The following is a 15,222-nucleotide window of genomic DNA, read 5'->3' as shown; positions in this document are numbered from 1 at the left end:
GGCTCCACGATGACGACCACGAAGTCCGAACAGATCCGCGCTCTCGAGTCGGTGCGGCTGAGCTGGGCCCCCACACCCGACGACGTGTGGCGCTCCCAGTCGGACGTCCACGTGCCCGGGATGCACGAGCGGGTGTTCACCGAGGTCATGAGTGCGTACACCGACGCCGAGAACTCGGACGACGCCAGTCCGCTCGGCGTCGTCGTGCAGGGCCCCGCGGGTTCCGGCAAGACGCACCTTCTCGGGCAGGTCCGCGAGGAGGTGCAGTCGCGCGGCGGCTACTTCTTCCTCATCCGGCTCCTCGACGCCGCGGGTTTCTGGCGCTCGACGCTCATGGGCATGCTCGACGACCTCAACCGCCCGTCGGGTCGCGGTGACGACAGTCAGCTCTGCCTGGTCCTGCGGCGGCTCTGCGACATCGCCGGCGTGAGCGAGGACCAGCGGCGACAGGTCATGGGCGAGAACATGATCGACGCCGACACGCTGAACGAGTTCGTCACCGGCGTCTACAAGGCCCACCCCCGCCATCGTCGGACCTCCCAGCACACCCTGCGTGCCCTGGTCCTCTCGATCGCACCCGACGCGGCCGTGCAGGACATCGGTGACGCCTACCTGCAGTCGATCGACGACGTGGACGCCGACGAGTTCGAGTCGTGGGGCATCCGCCGCGCGGAGCTCGGTCACCAGGGCATCGCGGAGAACATCTCCCGACTGCTCGCGATCACGGGTCCCACCATCCTCGCCATCGACCAGATCGACACCCTCGTCGCGCAGGCGCGCACCGGCGCCGACAAGGACTACGCGGACGAGCAGGAGGACAAGGTGGTCGAGCAGCTCGCCCACGGTCTGATGACTCTCCGTGAGACATTGCCGCGCACCGCCTCCGTGTTGTCGGCGCTGTCGAGCGCGTGGGATCTGATCGCCGCTCGCGGGGTCGCACCGATGCGTGACCGGTTCCGGGTGACGCAGCGGCTCAAGCCGATTCCGTCGTCGGACGTCGGCCGCCTGCTGCTCGAGCGTCGCCTCGAGGCGTGCTTCCGCGAGGTCGGCTTCGCCACCCCGCACCCGACATGGCCGGTGGCCGTCGACGCGTTCGACAAGGCGCCGGACTTCACTCCCCGCCAGCTGCTCATCGCCGTCGACAAGCACATCCGCCACTGCCTCGAGACGGGGGTCGCGACGGAACTGACCGACTTCGCCTCCAGCGGAGGGGGATCCGACACACCGTCGCTCCCCACGGCCAAGCGATCCGAACTCGAGGCGCTCGACGAGCGGTACGCGCAGTTGCGCAGCGCCGCGGACGTCTCGACACCGCTCGAACCCGGCACCGAGGACAGCCTCGTCCCGGCACTGCTCTCCGCCGGTCTCGACGCCTGGATCCACGAGCACCAGTCGTCCGACGACAGCCTCGCGCAGGATCCTCCGCCGAGCGGCCGCCCAGCATTGCACGCACGGCTCCGCCACACCGTCGACAGCGACACCGACGACGAGGAACACTGGTGCTTCCGCGCCGTCTCCTCCACCAATGCCCGTGCGGCCCTGGCCCGTATCGAGCGGGCCGTCACCGCGGCGGGTCTCCACATCGACATGCCGCGCCGTCGGTTGATCCTCATCCGCAACGCACCGTGGCCCAAGGGCGCGAAGACGGAACAGACCGTGGCGGCGCTGCACCGCGCCGGTGGTGTCGAGGTGCCGCTGAGCGAGGACGATCGCCGCTCGCTGCACGCCCTGGGCGCTCTCCGGTCGGAGAACTCGCCGGCCCTCACGTCGTGGCTGCTCGCTCGCAAGCCGGCGCACGAGATCGCGTTGTTCCGCGAGGTGCTGCCCGACGCGAGCGTCGTCGACGACGATCAGGCACTCATCGAACCCGAGGTGTCGCAGGCTCCCGCGACAACTCCGCGCCGGGAGCAGATCGAGATGGGGACGGAGCTCAGCACCAACGCCGAGGTCCGCATTCCGCTCGAGGCGCTGCGCAAGCACACGGCGATCTTCGCCGGATCGGGTAGCGGCAAGACCGTGCTCATCCGTCGGCTGGTCGAGGAGTGTGCCCTGCACGGTGTCTCGTCGATCGTGCTCGACATCAACAACGATCTCGCTCGCCTCGGGACACCGTGGCCGGAGGACGAACGCACGTGGCCGCCGGGCGACGAGGCGAAAGCTGCTGCGTACCTGCGGGACACGGACGTCGTCATCTGGACTCCGCGCAAGTCGTCGGGGCGGCCGCTCAGTTTCCAGCCGCTCCCCGACTTCGCCAGCGTCGTGAACGACAAGGACGAGTTCGACGCGTCCGTCGAGTCGGGCCTCGCGGCGCTGGCTCCCGCCGCGCTGGCGACGGGCACCACGGAGAAGGCGAAGCACCGCCAGGCGGTGCTGCGCGCGGCACTCGACGGGTTCGGCCGGCGCTCGGCCGGCGACATGTCCGACTTCATCGATCTGCTGGAGAATCTCCCCGCCGACGCCAGCGATCTGCGCGACGCCGTGCGCATCGCGGCCGATCTCGCCGAGAACCTCAAGGCCGCGATGACGAACGACCCGATGTTCGCCGGGTCCGGCACTCCTGTCGATCCGGGCGTGCTGCTCACCCCGGCCGAGGGAAAGAAGGCGCGCGTGTCCGTCATCAACCTCTCGGGGCTCACCACCGAGGAGCACAAGCAGAGCTTCGTCAATCAGCTGCAGATGGGTCTGTTCGCCTGGATCAAGAAGAACCCGGCGGGTGATCGACCGCTCGGCGGACTCTTCGTCATGGACGAGGCGCAGAACTACGCGCCCTCGGACAAGGCGACACCGGCCACGCACAGCACGCTCGCACTCGCGTCGCAGGCCCGGAAGTACGGCCTGGGCCTCGTCTTTGCGACACAGGCCCCCAAGGGGCTGCACAACCGTATCGCCGGGAACGCGGCCACCCAGTTCTACGGCCTGCTGAACAGCCCCGCCCAGATCCAGGCGGCGCAGGAGATGGCGCGCGCCAAGGGCGGTTCCGTACCCGACGTCGGACGTCTCCCCGCAGGTCAGTTCTACGCGGCCGTCGAGGGTTCGGAGTTCCGGCGTACGGCCACTCCCCTGTGCCTCACCTTCCACCCGAAGAGTCCCCCCACCGAAGAGGAGGTCCTCGCGCTGGCGCGCGAGTGAGAGGGAAAGTCCTGGCGCCGGTGCGCGAGTAGCGTTGTTCGCATGGCTTACAGATTTCTGGGCAACAGCGGACTCAAGGTTTCCGAGATCACCTACGGCAACTGGCTCACCCACGGGTCGCAGGTGGAGAACGACGTCGCGACCGCCTGCGTGAAGGCGGCTCTCGACGCCGGCATCACGACGTTCGACACCGCGGACGTCTACGCCAACGGCGCGGCCGAGACCGTGCTGGGCAAGGCGGTGGCGGGCGAGCGTCGTGAAGGTCTCGAGATCTTCACCAAGGTGTATTTCCCGGTCGGCGAGAAGGGCCCGAACGACACGGGGCTCTCGCGCAAACACATCTTCGAGGGCATCGAGAACTCGCTGCGACGCCTGGGCACCGACTACGTCGACCTCTACCAGGCGCACCGATACGACCACGAGACGCCGCTCGAGGAGACCATCGCCGCCTTCGGTGACGTCGTCCAGCAGGGCAAGGCGTTGTACATCGGCGTGTCCGAGTGGACCGCGGACCAGCTCCGCGAAGCGCAGACACTGGCCCGGCAGCGCGGTTTCTCCATCGTCTCCAATCAGCCTCAGTACTCGGCACTCTGGCGCGTCATCGAGTCCGACGTGGTCCCGGCGTCCAAGGAACTCGGTATCTCGCAGGTCGTCTGGTCACCGCTGGCTCAGGGCGTCCTCACGGGCAAGTACGTTCCCGGACAGCCGCTTCCCGAGGGCTCGCGCGCGACCGACGACAAGGGCGGCGCGGACATGATCTCGCGCTACATGAACGACGAGACGCTGACGCGCGTGCAGAAGCTGAAGCCGATCGCCGACGACCTGGGCATCACGATGTCCCAGCTCGCCATCGCCTGGGTGCTGGCCAACGACAACATCGCGGCCGCTCTCGTCGGCGCGTCTCGTCCCGAGCAGATCGCCGACAACGTCAAGGCGCAGGACGTCACCCTCGACGCCGACGTGCTCGCCAAGATCGACGAGGCGTTGGGCGACATCGTCGAGAAGGATCCGTCGAAGACGGTGAGTCCCGAGAAGCGTCTGGTCTGAGGTCAAGATCAGGTAAAGGATCGGTCAGATACGTCTGAAGGCGTGCAGGATCCGGGATGCCGGGGTCGAATGAGACATGACTTCCGTACCCCGGATCCTTGCGGCCGACGGTGGCACCCTCACCACCATCGAGAATGCCATCAATTCCACCTTCGAACCCGTCACCGAGGCGGTCACCACCGTCGTCTTCTTCTCCGTCGACATCGGCGGCGCGTCGGTACCACTGGTCGTGCTCTGGCTCCTGGCCGCCGCGATCATCTTCACGGTCACCTTCAAGTTCCTGCAGGTACGCGGCGCCACACACGCGGTGGAACTGGTCCGCGGGAAACACGACGACCCCACAGCACCCGGCGAGGTGAGCCACTTCCGCGCCCTGACCGCCGCCGTGTCCGGCACCGTCGGGCTCGGCAACATCGCCGGTGTCGCGGTCGCCGTCACCCTGGGCGGACCCGGTGCCACGCTGTGGATGATCCTCGCCGGCTTCCTCGGTATGGCCACCAAGTTCGTCGAGTGCACGCTGGGTGTGAAGTACCGCGACGTCCACGAGGACGGCACCGTCTCCGGTGGTCCCATGAAGTACTTGACCAAGGGGCTCGCGGAACGCGGGATGAGCCGGGTCGGAAAGATCATGGCCACCGTCTACGCGGTGATCATCATCTTCTTCGGCATCTCCGGCGGAAACATGTTCCAGGCGAACCAGACCTACGCTCAGGTGCGCAGTGTCACCGGTGGCGACGACGGCTTCCTCGGCTCGGACGGCGCGAAGTTCGGTTTCGGGCTAGTCGTCGCCGTGGTGATCGGGCTGGTCATCATCGGCGGGATGAAGTCCATCTCCGCCGTGACGGCCAAGCTGGTTCCCGCCATGGCCATCGTCTACGTGCTGGGATGCGCCGTGGTGATCGCCGTCAACATCGAGCAGGTCCCCGGCGCCATGAGTGCGATCGTGACGGGCGCCTTCTCCCCCACGGGCGTGGCGGGTGGCGTACTGGGCGTCATGATCATCGGCATCCAGCGCGCCGCGTTCTCGAACGAGGCGGGACTGGGATCGGCCTCCATCGCGCACTCGGCAGTCAAGACGCGTCATCCGGTCACCGAGGGATTCGTGGCCATGCTCGAACCGTTCATCGACACGGTCGTGATCTGCACGGCCACCGCTCTGACGATCGTCATCGCGAACACGCAGTCCTGGCAGGACCAGCGCGCCATCGTCGCGGAGACCGGCGCTCTTCCTGCCGGCGGCGTCACACTCACCTCGGACGCGTTCGAGACGGTGCTCCCCTGGTTCCCGTACATTCTGACCGTCGCGGTGGCGCTCTTCGCGCTGTCCACCGCCATCACGTGGGCCTACTACGGGTCGCAGGCGTGGACGTCCCTCTTCGGCCGCAGCGCCCTCGCCAAGCACAGCTTCAACGTCATCTTCTGCCTCTTCACCGTCGTCGGCACAGTGCTGTCGCTCGGATCCGTACTGGACTTCGCGGATGCGGCGCTGTTCGCCCTGGCCTTCGTCAACATCATCGGCCTCTACCTGCTGCTTCCCGTCGTGAGGCGGGAGCTGCGCGACTACATGGCGCATCGCCGGGGCGAGACGGTGGCGGTCGACGACGTGGACGTCACGGGCTGACCGCGCCTACGCCTCCAATGCCCCCGCGATCCGCTGTTCGATCTGTGCGTACGCAGTCGTCGGCAGCGTCACCAGGCCCTCGAGCTCGGTGCGCGCCTTGCGGTACGCCGCCTGTCGCTCGGCGGGGGTCGAGGCGCCGTCCAAGGCCATGCGCAGCAGCGACTGCGCGCGAGTGAGTCGGTTCTGCTCCGCCTCACTGAAGTTCCCGCGGCGGCGACGCTTGGCCTCGGACTCGGCGGCGGTGAACGCCACGGCGTAGTCGTGCACGGCCGAGCGGTAGAGCCGCTGCGCCTCGACATCGCCGACCAGTTCGTCCGCCGCCGACGGCCGGAGGGAGTCGGCTTCGAGCTTGGCTCGGTGGAAGGCCACCGTCATCGGGTCGCGCATGTTCGTCATCATCGGAAACTCGAGCAGGTTGATGACGTCGGTCTCGTAGGCGAACCACCGAGCGTTCACGTCGTCGTGCTCGGCGAGCGCCTTCTCGACGGATCGACGTTGTGTCTCCGCGTCCTGCTTCGTGGACTTCGAGAGTTCGAGCGCTGCGACCTTGGCCTGCTGCTTGATGCGGTACCGCTCGAGGCGACGATCCGCACGTCGCTCGTTGGCGGCGCTGACCGCCTTGGCCGCACCCGCGATGGACCCGCCGAAGACGAACCACAGCCACCAGTACTGGCCGGCGAACTGCATCACACTGTCCATGCCGATCCCCTCTCGTCCGGCCATCGTAGCGAGGACCGGAGAACGCAGAACGACCCCGCACTCACGAGGAGTGCGGGGTCGTCCATGGGTGCTGCAGGTCTTACTTGGCCTTCTCGAGGACCTCGACCAGTCGCCAGTGCTTCGTGGCGGACAGGGGGCGGGTCTCCATGAGCTGAACGCGATCGCCGACGCCGGCGACTCCGTTCTCGTCATGGGCCTTGACCTTGGTGGTGCGTCGGATGATCTTGCCGTAGAGGGCGTGCTTCACACGGTCCTCCAGCTCGACGACGATCGTCTTCTGCATCTTGTCGGAGACGACGTATCCGATACGCGTCTTCCGGCTGTTGCGGGTGGTCTCTTCAGTCACTGTTTCCTCGCTCATGCTGCGTCACCCGCCGTGTCCTCGGAAGGTCCGGCGGCAAGCCCGAGCTCGCGCTCGCGCATCACGGTGTAGATGCGCGCGATCTCGTGGCGGACGACGCGCAGCCGACGGTTGTTGTCCAGCTGGCCGGTGGCCATCTGGAAGCGGAGGTTGAACAGCTCCTCCTTCGACTCACGAAGGCGGGTGATCAGTTCTTCGTCGCCGAGCTCGCGGAGCTCGGCAGCCGGGGTACCGGTAGCCATCAGAACTGAACCTCCCTCGTGATGATGCGTGCCTTGATCGGCAGCTTGTGAATCGCGCGCGTCAGTGCTTCACGAGCGATCTGCTCGTCCGGGTAGCTGAGCTCGAAGAGCACGCGGCCGGGCTTGACGTTGGCGACCCACCACTCCGGCGAACCCTTACCGGAACCCATGCGGGTCTCGGCAGGCTTCTTCGTGAGCGGACGGTCCGGGTAGATGTTGATCCAGACCTTGCCACCACGCTTGATGTGGCGGGTGACGGCGATACGGGCTGCCTCGATCTGACGGTTGGTGATGTAGGCGGGCTCGAGAGCCTGGATGCCGTATTCACCGAAGGTCACCTGAGTTCCGCCCTTGGCGGCACCCGAACGCTTGGGGTGGTGCTGCTTGCGGTGCTTGACCCGACGGGGGATCAACATGCGTCAGCCCTCCTTCTGCTCGGTCGTAGCGGGTGCATCAGCGGTTGCGGTCGCTGCGCGGCCGGCCTCGGTGCTGGTCGCCGTGGTGCCCGAGGCACCGCTGCGACGCGGACGAGACGGACGCTCACGACGGGGACGATCGCCTGCCGGAGCAGCGGCGGCGACAGCTTCACGCTTGCCACCGACGATGTCGCCCTTGTAGATCCAGACCTTCACGCCGATGCGACCGAAGGTGGTCTTCGCCTCGTAGAGGCCGTAGTCGATGTCCGCACGCAGCGTGTGCAGCGGAACGCGACCTTCGCGGTAGAACTCGGAACGGCTCATCTCCGCGCCGCCGAGGCGACCGGAGCACTGAACGCGGATGCCCTTGACGTTCGGCTGACGCATGGCCGACTGAATGGCCTTGCGCATCGCACGACGGAAAGCGACACGGTTCGAGAGCTGCTCGGCCACACCCTGTGCGACGAGCTGTGCCTCGGACTCGGCGTTCTTGACCTCGAGGATGTTCAGCTGGACCTGCTTGCCGGTCAGCTTCTCGAGCTCGGAACGGATGCGATCCGCCTCGGCGCCGCGGCGACCGATGACGATGCCCGGACGCGCGGTGTGGATGTCGACGCGAACCCGATCACGGGTGCGCTCGATCTCCACCTTGGCGATGCCGGCGCGCTCCATGCCCGTGGCGAGGAGCTTGCGGATCTGCACGTCTTCCTTGACGTACTCCGCGTACTGCTTGTCTGCGTACCAGCGGGACTTCCAGTCGGTCGTGATGCCGAGGCGGAAGCCGTGCGGGTTGATCTTCTGGCCCACTACTGAGCTCCCTTCCGGCGACCACGTGTCGAGCCGCCGGTCTTGGGCAGGCTCTCCACGATGACCGTGATGTGAGATGTGCGCTTACGAATGCGGAACGCACGACCCTGGGCACGAGGCTGGAAACGCTTGAGGGTCGCGCCCTCGTCGACGAATGCAGCCGAGACGATCAACGTGCTCGGATCGAGATCCAGGTTGTTCTCCGCGTTGGCCGCTGCCGAGGCAACGACCTTGGCGACGGGCTCGCTGGCAGCCTGCGGTGCGAACTTGAGGATGTTCAGGGCATCCTCGACGCTCTTTCCGCGGACCAGGTCCACGACGCGACGGGCCTTCATCGGCGTCACGCGAACGTGCTTGGCCGTGGCCCGGGCGATCGGGTTGTCGGTGGGGGTGAAGTTGGTCATCGCCGCTTCGCCTTCCGGTCGTCCTTGATGTGACCCTTGAAGGTCCTCGTCGGCGCGAATTCACCGAGCTTGTGTCCGACCATCGCATCCGAGACGAACACCGGGACGTGCTTGCGACCGTCGTGGACGGCGAAGGTGTGACCGATGAAGTCGGGGGTGATGGTCGAGCGGCGTGACCAGGTCTTGATGACCTGCTTCGTGCCCTTGTCGTTCTGAACGTCCACCTTTTTCAGGAGGTGGTCGTCGACGAACGGGCCTTTCTTCAGACTGCGTGGCATCTGCTACTCCCTCCTGATTATCGCTTGTTCTTGCCGGTGCGGCGGCGGCGGACGATGAGCTGATCGCTCGGCTTGTTCTTGCGGGTACGGCCTTCCGGCTGTCCCCACGGGCTGACCGGGTGGCGACCACCGGAGGTCTTGCCCTCGCCACCACCGTGCGGGTGGTCGACCGGGTTCATGACGACACCACGGACGGTCGGGCGCTTGCCCTTCCAGCGCATACGGCCGGCCTTGCCCCAGTTGATGTTGGACTGCTCGGCGTTGCCCACCTCGCCGACGGTGGCGCGGCAGCGCACGTCGACTCGACGGATCTCACCGGACGGCATACGCAGCGTGGCGTAGGCGCCTTCCTTACCGAGGAGCTGAGCACCGGCACCGGCGGAGCGGACCATCTTGGCGCCGCCACCCGGACGAAGCTCCACCGCGTGGATGGTGGTACCCGTCGGGATGTTGCGGAGCGGGAGGTTGTTGCCGGGCTTGATGTCGGCCGTGGCACCCGACTCGATGGGCGAACCCTGCGAGATGCCCTTCGGCGCGATGATGTAGCGCTTCTCACCGTCTGCGAAGTGCAGCAGCGCGATGTTGGCGGTGCGGTTGGGGTCGTACTCGATGTGAGCGACCTTGGCCGGCACGCCGTCCTTGTCGTTGCGGCGGAAGTCGATGAGCCGGTAGGCGCGCTTGTGACCGCCACCCTTGTGACGGGTGGTGATGCGGCCGTGTGCGTTGCGGCCACCGCGGCCGTGCAGCGGGCGGATGAGCGACTTCTCCGGTGTCGAGCGCGTGATCTCCGCGAAATCGGAGACACTCGCGCCACGACGACCGGGAGTGGTCGGCTTGTACTTACGAATTGCCATGTTTGTCTCGTCCCTTGATCCTCGAGGACCCTCTGAGCTCCGGCCGCTTACGCGACCGGGCCTCCGAAGATCTCGATGGGCTTGCTGTCGGCCGAGAGGGTCACGAGCGCGCGCTTGGTGCTCTTACGCGTGCCGTAGCCGAATCGGGTCCGCTTGCGCTTGCCCTGCCGGTTGGCGGTGTTCACGCTGGTCACAGTCACGCCGAAGACCTTCTCGACAGCGATCTTGATCTGCGTCTTGTTCGAGTCGGGGTGCACGATGAACGTGTAGGTCCCCTGCTCGATGAGCCCGTACGACTTCTCCGAGATGACCGGGGCCAGCAGGATGTCGCGGGGATCGGCAATGGTGCTCACTTGTCCTCCTCCTGTGAATCCGTTGCTGCCTTGGCCGGTCCTGCGATGAACGTGTTCAGTGCCTCGACACTGAAGATCACGTCGTCTGCCTCGAGGACGTCGTAGGTGTTGAGCTGATCGGGCGCGATGGGGTGAACGCCGTCGAGGTTCTGGACGGACTTCCATGCGGCCAGGTCTGCGCGGCCGATGACCAGCAGAACCTTCTTGCGATCGGTGAGCTCCGCGAGGAACGTGCGAGCACCCTTGGTGGAGGGCACCTGTCCCGCGACGAGCTCGGTGATCACGTGGATGCGCTCGCTGCGCGCCCGGTCGGAGAGGGCACCGCGGAGAGCTGCAGCGATCATCTTCTTGGGGGTGCGCTGGCTGTAGTCGCGCGGCTGCGGGCCGTGGACGGTGCCACCGCCGACGAACTGCGGTGCGCGGGTCGAGCCCTGACGTGCACGGCCGGTGCCCTTCTGGCGGTACGGCTTCTTGCCGCCACCGCGGACCTCGCCACGCGTCTTCGTCGAGTGCGTTCCCTGACGTGCCGCAGCGAGCTGCGCGACGACGACCTGGTGCATCAGCGCGATGTTCGCGGTGCGATCGAAGATCTCGGCGGGGAGATCGACGGTGCCGTTGGTCTTGCCACCGAGCTCCTTGACGTCGAGCGTCAGGTTGGCTTCGGTCTTCTTCTCGAGACTGGTCATGCTCGCGCACCACCCTTCACTGCGCTCTTGACGATCACGACGCCGCCCTTGCGGCCCGGGATCGCACCCTTGATCAGCAGCAGACCGTTCTCGGCATCGACCTTGTGCACCGAGAGGTTCTGCGTGGTGATGCGGTCGCTACCCATGCGGCCCGACATGCGCATGCCCTTGAAGACACGGCCGGGGGTCGCGCAGCCACCGATGGAACCGGGGCGGCGGTGGACAGCCTGCGCACCGTGGCTCGCGCCCTGGCCCTTGAAGCCGTGGCGCTTCATCGTTCCCGCGAAGCCCTTGCCCTTGCTGACTCCGGTGACGTCGACGAAAGCGCCGTCCTCGAACTCGGCAGCGGTGAGCTCCTGGCCGATCTCGTAGCCTGCGGCGTCGGCGACGCGCAGCTCCGCGAGATGGCGGCGAGGCGTGACGCCTGCCTTGGCGAACTGGCCGGTGACCGGCTTGTTCACCTTGCGGGGATCGATGGCACCGAAGGCGACCTGGACGGCGCTGTAGCCGTCGCGCTCCTCGGTACGGATCGCGGTCACGACGTTCGGGTCAGCCTTCACGACGGTGACCGGGACGACGCGGTTGTTCTCGTCGAAGACCTGGGTCATGCCGAGCTTGGTGCCCAGAATGCCCTTGGCCGGACGCTTGATGTTGTCAGTCATGGTTGTCTCCGCGCTCACTGAATGTTGACGTCGACGCTTGCCGGCAGGTCGATGCGCATGAGCGCGTCGACCGTCTTCGGCGTCGGGTCGAGAATGTCGATGAGTCGCTTGTGCGTGCGCATCTCGAAGTGCTCGCGAGAGTCCTTGTACTTGTGCGGCGAACGGATGACGCAGTACACGTTCTTCTCGGTGGGCAACGGCACAGGTCCGACCACGCGTGCCCCGGTGCGGGTCACGGTCTCGACGATCTTGCGCGCGGACGCGTCGATCGCCTCGTGGTCGTAGGCCTTGAGCCTGATGCGGATCTTTTGTCCCGCCACGCTTATGTCCTCTTCCTTGCCCTGGTTAACCGTTGGTCAGGTCTCTCGTCTCCGGATGTCGATCCGGAGAACCCGGCAGTGTGCTGACCCGACGCCGGCATGAAGCCGAGCGCGAGGCGCATCCATGAGGACGAACGTGGCGGACTCTCGCATCCACGCACACGCGTGGCCAGGAGGAATCCGTTGCCGCTGTTCATCTGTCATGGTTCTCCGGTCCACGCGGTCGGGCGTGTCGCATTCCCGCACATGATTCTCCCTCGGCCCGAACTCGACCGGCGGGAGAACGCGGACCGGATGCGCCCATCGTGCCGGCGCAATCACTGCATGTCGTTCTCGTCGCATACCTCGACCGCGAGATCACGTCGCAACACGCACGACAGAGATCACCTCGGTCAAGGCAACCCGAACAGTATGACCCACGCCGGGGGTCGAGTTCAAATCGAGGCGGTACCGCGGCCGGAACGCACGGTCGATCGCAGCGATCCGCGCAGGTGGTACCCATCGGCACGTGTTGCAACCAGCGCGGACGACCGGTCAGCGCGCGGATTTACCGCGCCCGACCAACTTACCGCCGAGTAAGGTGCAGCCATGGCAACGGTCACCAGCACGTACGCGCTCTGGCAGCGACTCCCCGGCGGGATCACCCGCTCCCTGGCGTTCTCCGCGGGAATGTGTGTCCGCGTGCCCTTCTTCGCCACGGTCCTCCCCCGCGTACGGGAGCTCGCCCCCGGGCGGTGCGTGGTCTCCGGGCCCACGTGGTTCGGAGTGCACAACCACCTGGGCACCTTCCACGCCATCGCGGCCTGCAATCTGGCCGAGGTGGCGATGGGGATGCTCGCCGAGGCGACGATCCCCACGACCCACCGGTGGATCCCCAAGGGCATGAACGTCCAGTACCTGGCCCCCGGCAGATCCGGGCTCACCGCCACCGCGCTGCTCGACGATCGGCCGGACTGGGAATCGGTGACCAGCGGCGTGGAACTCGTCATCCCGGTCAGCCTGCGCGACGCCGGCGGCACCGAGGTCGTCCACGCCGACATCACCGTGTGGGTCAGCCCGCGGTGACTTCCGACCGGCCTCCGGCCTGCCCGCGGTGACATTCGACCGGCCTCCGGCCTGCCCGCGGTGACTTCCGACCGGCCTCCGGCCTGCCCGCCGTGACTTCCGGTGCTCTGCTGTCGGTCAGCTCCCGGGAGGTGCTTCCGACAGCGCTGCCGGCCGGAACTCCTGGCGACTGACGAGCCGGCGCACCGAGAAGCGCCGCGTGGTCGGATCGTATGCGCGGTAGGGGAACCAGAAGACCGCGTGCGAGAGCCACGTCACAGGCGCGACCAGCCAACGCAACGTCCAGTGTCCTCGACCATGGATCTCGAAGCTGGTGATGCCGGCCCGAACGAACGAGGTGTACTGCAAGGGGGGAGTCAACGCTCGCCGAGGAGACACGTCGGCCCACATGTCGGCCGGCTGAATGATCGCGAAACCTGCCTCCCTGAGGCACAAGGCGAAGTCGATGTCCTCGTGTACATCCGCACGCGGGGTGAGTTGGTCCTCGACCGCGTCCCACGCCTCGCGGCTGACTGCCATGTTGGCACCGTGCATGTTGGCGATCGTCTTGCCGGTTCCGATGGCTTTCGTGCGCACGAGTACCTCGACCAGCAGCTTCTTCGATCTGCTGAACGGAGAATCGTAAGGAGCGCTGAGCCCCGTCACGCCACCCAACCTCCGAGCCGGATCGGTGGTCTCGAACGCGCGTCGAACGGCGGCGACCCAGTCGGGCGCGATACGCGTGTCCGCGTCGATCCGACCGACGATGTCGGTCGTGGCGGCCCGGAAACCTGCTGCGCGCGAGTGGAAGAGTCCCTTACGGGGCTCGTGCACCAAGCGGATTCGAGGCTCTCGCGCAATGTATGCCTCGACGATCTCGACAGTGCGATCGCTCGACCCGTTGTCGACGACGATCACTTCCGTCACCTCGTCGATCTGGGGCAGCACATGGTCCAGACACGGAGCGATGAAAAGCTCCTCGTTCAGCACGGGCACGACGATCGAGACGGTGGGTCGTCTGTCGGTGTTCACGCTGTCATCACTCCAGTTCTCCGACTGTCTGCTCACTTGTCGAGGCCCAGGGATCCGGCCACCATCGGCCAGGACTCGTGCAGATCGTCCTGCCAGTAGGCCCACGAGTGCGTGCCACCGTTGCGGAAGTTGACAGTTGCCGGAATACCCAGATCGAAGAGCTTTCCAGCGAACGCACGCGTGCAGGAGTCCGTGATGGACTCGATACCGCCGCCGACGAGAACCCTGTTGACCAACGCCGGGACGTCGCCGGCTATGCGCGCACTCGCCAAGGTGTCGTCGAAGCCGGGCAGACCGTTGCCCGTCGACAAGTACAGGGGGGTACCCCGCAGCTTCTCGGCATTGAGAAGTGCGTCGTTGGCGATCCACTCGGGTCCGCCGTCAGGGCCCCACATGTTGGTGGTGTCGCCGCCACCGCGGGCCTCCACCACCAGTTTCACCCACGCACGGCCGAGGTCGTCGGACGTGCTCGCGCAACCACTGAACGACGCCACCGAGGCGTACAGACCGGGGGCGTCGGCCGCGAGCATGAGAACGGCACTGGCTGCCATCGAGATGCCCCCGATCGCTTGGGTACCGGTGGTCCCGAGAGATGAATTGATCACCGGGGGCAACTCTTCCGTCAGGAACGTCTTCCACTTGTTGCGTCCCAGTTCCGGGTCATCTGCGATCCAGTCGGTGTAGTAACTGAATGCTCCGTCCCTCGGAATGACGACATTGACGTTCTTGTCGGCGAAGAAGGATTCGACGTCGGTCTGATCGGGCCAGTTGCTGGAGGGATCCTCTCCGCCACTCGCACCGTTCAGGAGGTAGTACGTCGGTCGGGGCGCGGATGTGTCGGCTGGACGAAAGATCTGCAGCGGGACCACCGTGTCCATCGACGGTGAGTAGACGTCGACGAGGTATCGCAGCCCGCCCACGTGCTCGACATCGACGACGCGTGCTCCGCCAGGCGTCCCGGCGACCACCGCCGGGGAACTCGACGGTCCGTTCTGCGCGCCCGCGACCCCGGCGTTGCCGATGGTCACGAGAGACGCGATGAGAACCCCCGCGATGGACAACCGCGTCGTTCTGGTCAGTTTCGACATCATTTCCCTGTGGTCGTGAGCGCGTGCGTTCATCGGAGTGTAAGGCGCACGACGGCGACCCGTCCTCTCATCCTCCGAGTACCCGTATCAGTCCTCGTTCGAGCCCGCCGTAAAAGGTGTATGGTTTGTTTCGGTTCGGGAAAAAGTCGACAAGCTAG

18 protein-coding genes are annotated in these 15,222 nt (G+C 66.4%); 4 read left to right on the top strand and 14 right to left on the bottom strand.

Annotated features, from left to right (window positions below):
• Positions 1–9: 9 nt before the first annotated feature.
• The 3 genes from HQ312_RS16640 to HQ312_RS16630 all read left to right on the top strand — a co-directional run bounded on the left by HQ312_RS16640 (position 10) and on the right by HQ312_RS16630 (position 5,797).
• Positions 10–3,129, top strand: a complete 3,120-nt coding sequence (locus HQ312_RS16640; protein WP_222639362.1) for a helicase HerA domain-containing protein — start codon at positions 10–12, stop codon at positions 3,127–3,129.
• Positions 3,130–3,171: 42 nt separating this feature from the next.
• Complete coding sequence (locus tag HQ312_RS16635) at positions 3,172–4,176, top strand: aldo/keto reductase family protein (RefSeq protein WP_222631698.1); 1,005 nt, start codon at positions 3,172–3,174, stop codon at positions 4,174–4,176.
• A 76-nt stretch (positions 4,177–4,252) separates the two neighbouring features.
• The gene (locus HQ312_RS16630; protein ID WP_222639360.1) at positions 4,253–5,797 is read left to right on the top strand and encodes a sodium:alanine symporter family protein; all 1,545 of its coding nucleotides are present in this window, start codon (positions 4,253–4,255) and stop codon (positions 5,795–5,797) included.
• A 6-nt stretch (positions 5,798–5,803) separates the two neighbouring features.
• Here the strand turns inward: HQ312_RS16630 and HQ312_RS16625 are convergent, their stop codons facing one another.
• From HQ312_RS16625 to rpsJ, 12 genes are all read right to left on the bottom strand, one after another.
• The gene (locus tag HQ312_RS16625) at positions 5,804–6,496 is read right to left on the bottom strand and encodes a hypothetical protein (protein ID WP_027504656.1); all 693 of its coding nucleotides are present in this window, start codon (positions 6,494–6,496) and stop codon (positions 5,804–5,806) included.
• Between the two features lie 100 nt (positions 6,497–6,596).
• Positions 6,597–6,878: a 30S ribosomal protein S17 gene (gene rpsQ, locus HQ312_RS16620; protein ID WP_027504655.1), complete on the bottom strand. Its 282-nt coding sequence runs from the start codon at positions 6,876–6,878 to the stop codon at positions 6,597–6,599.
• Positions 6,875–7,120: a 50S ribosomal protein L29 gene (gene rpmC / locus HQ312_RS16615; protein ID WP_027504654.1), complete on the bottom strand. Its 246-nt coding sequence runs from the start codon at positions 7,118–7,120 to the stop codon at positions 6,875–6,877. The genes rpsQ and rpmC overlap by 4 nt, the downstream gene beginning before the upstream one ends.
• Positions 7,120–7,536, bottom strand: a complete 417-nt coding sequence (gene rplP / locus HQ312_RS16610) for a 50S ribosomal protein L16 (RefSeq protein ID WP_027504653.1) — start codon at positions 7,534–7,536, stop codon at positions 7,120–7,122. The genes rpmC and rplP overlap by 1 nt, the downstream gene beginning before the upstream one ends.
• 3 nt (positions 7,537–7,539) lie before the next feature.
• Positions 7,540–8,343, bottom strand: a complete 804-nt coding sequence (rpsC, locus tag HQ312_RS16605) for a 30S ribosomal protein S3 (protein WP_027504652.1) — start codon at positions 8,341–8,343, stop codon at positions 7,540–7,542.
• The gene (gene rplV / locus HQ312_RS16600; RefSeq protein ID WP_027504651.1) at positions 8,343–8,747 is read right to left on the bottom strand and encodes a 50S ribosomal protein L22; all 405 of its coding nucleotides are present in this window, start codon (positions 8,745–8,747) and stop codon (positions 8,343–8,345) included. Before rplV ends, rpsC begins: the two co-directional genes overlap by 1 nt.
• Positions 8,744–9,025 (bottom strand): 30S ribosomal protein S19, encoded by a 282-nt coding sequence (rpsS, locus tag HQ312_RS16595; RefSeq protein ID WP_027504650.1) that lies wholly within the window; start codon positions 9,023–9,025, stop codon positions 8,744–8,746. The genes rplV and rpsS overlap by 4 nt, the downstream gene beginning before the upstream one ends.
• A gap of 17 nt (positions 9,026–9,042) precedes the next feature.
• Positions 9,043–9,879 carry a 50S ribosomal protein L2 gene (gene rplB, locus HQ312_RS16590; protein ID WP_027504649.1) on the bottom strand — a complete coding sequence of 279 codons (837 nt, stop codon included), beginning with the start codon at positions 9,877–9,879 and terminating at the stop codon, positions 9,043–9,045.
• Positions 9,880–9,926: 47 nt separating this feature from the next.
• On the bottom strand, positions 9,927–10,232 hold the full coding sequence (gene rplW / locus HQ312_RS16585; RefSeq protein ID WP_027504648.1) for a 50S ribosomal protein L23: 306 nt from the start codon (positions 10,230–10,232) through the stop codon (positions 9,927–9,929).
• Positions 10,229–10,918, bottom strand: coding sequence for a 50S ribosomal protein L4 (rplD, locus tag HQ312_RS16580; RefSeq protein ID WP_027504647.1), 690 nt, complete (start codon positions 10,916–10,918; stop codon positions 10,229–10,231). The genes rplW and rplD overlap by 4 nt, the downstream gene beginning before the upstream one ends.
• Positions 10,915–11,580, bottom strand: a complete 666-nt coding sequence (rplC, locus tag HQ312_RS16575) for a 50S ribosomal protein L3 (RefSeq protein ID WP_027504646.1) — start codon at positions 11,578–11,580, stop codon at positions 10,915–10,917. The genes rplD and rplC overlap by 4 nt, the downstream gene beginning before the upstream one ends.
• Before the next feature lie 14 nt (positions 11,581–11,594).
• Positions 11,595–11,900: a 30S ribosomal protein S10 gene (gene rpsJ / locus HQ312_RS16570; RefSeq protein WP_003938093.1), complete on the bottom strand. Its 306-nt coding sequence runs from the start codon at positions 11,898–11,900 to the stop codon at positions 11,595–11,597.
• 588 nt (positions 11,901–12,488) lie between these two features.
• Here rpsJ and HQ312_RS16565 point away from each other — a divergent pair.
• Positions 12,489–12,965, top strand: coding sequence for a hotdog fold domain-containing protein (locus HQ312_RS16565; protein WP_027504645.1), 477 nt, complete (start codon positions 12,489–12,491; stop codon positions 12,963–12,965).
• 117 nt (positions 12,966–13,082) lie between these two features.
• Here the strand turns inward: HQ312_RS16565 and HQ312_RS16560 are convergent, their stop codons facing one another.
• Positions 13,083–13,976, bottom strand: a complete 894-nt coding sequence (locus HQ312_RS16560; RefSeq protein WP_222639357.1) for a glycosyltransferase — start codon at positions 13,974–13,976, stop codon at positions 13,083–13,085.
• A 32-nt stretch (positions 13,977–14,008) separates the two neighbouring features.
• The gene (locus HQ312_RS16555; RefSeq protein ID WP_222639355.1) at positions 14,009–15,067 is read right to left on the bottom strand and encodes an alpha/beta hydrolase family protein; all 1,059 of its coding nucleotides are present in this window, start codon (positions 15,065–15,067) and stop codon (positions 14,009–14,011) included.
• Between the last annotated feature and the right edge of the window lie 155 nt (positions 15,068–15,222).

The organism is Rhodococcus sp. BP-316 (assembly GCF_019836105.1).
Taxonomy (GTDB): domain Bacteria; phylum Actinomycetota; class Actinomycetes; order Mycobacteriales; family Mycobacteriaceae; genus Rhodococcoides.
This window is presented reverse-complemented; position numbering and strand designations above follow the sequence as displayed.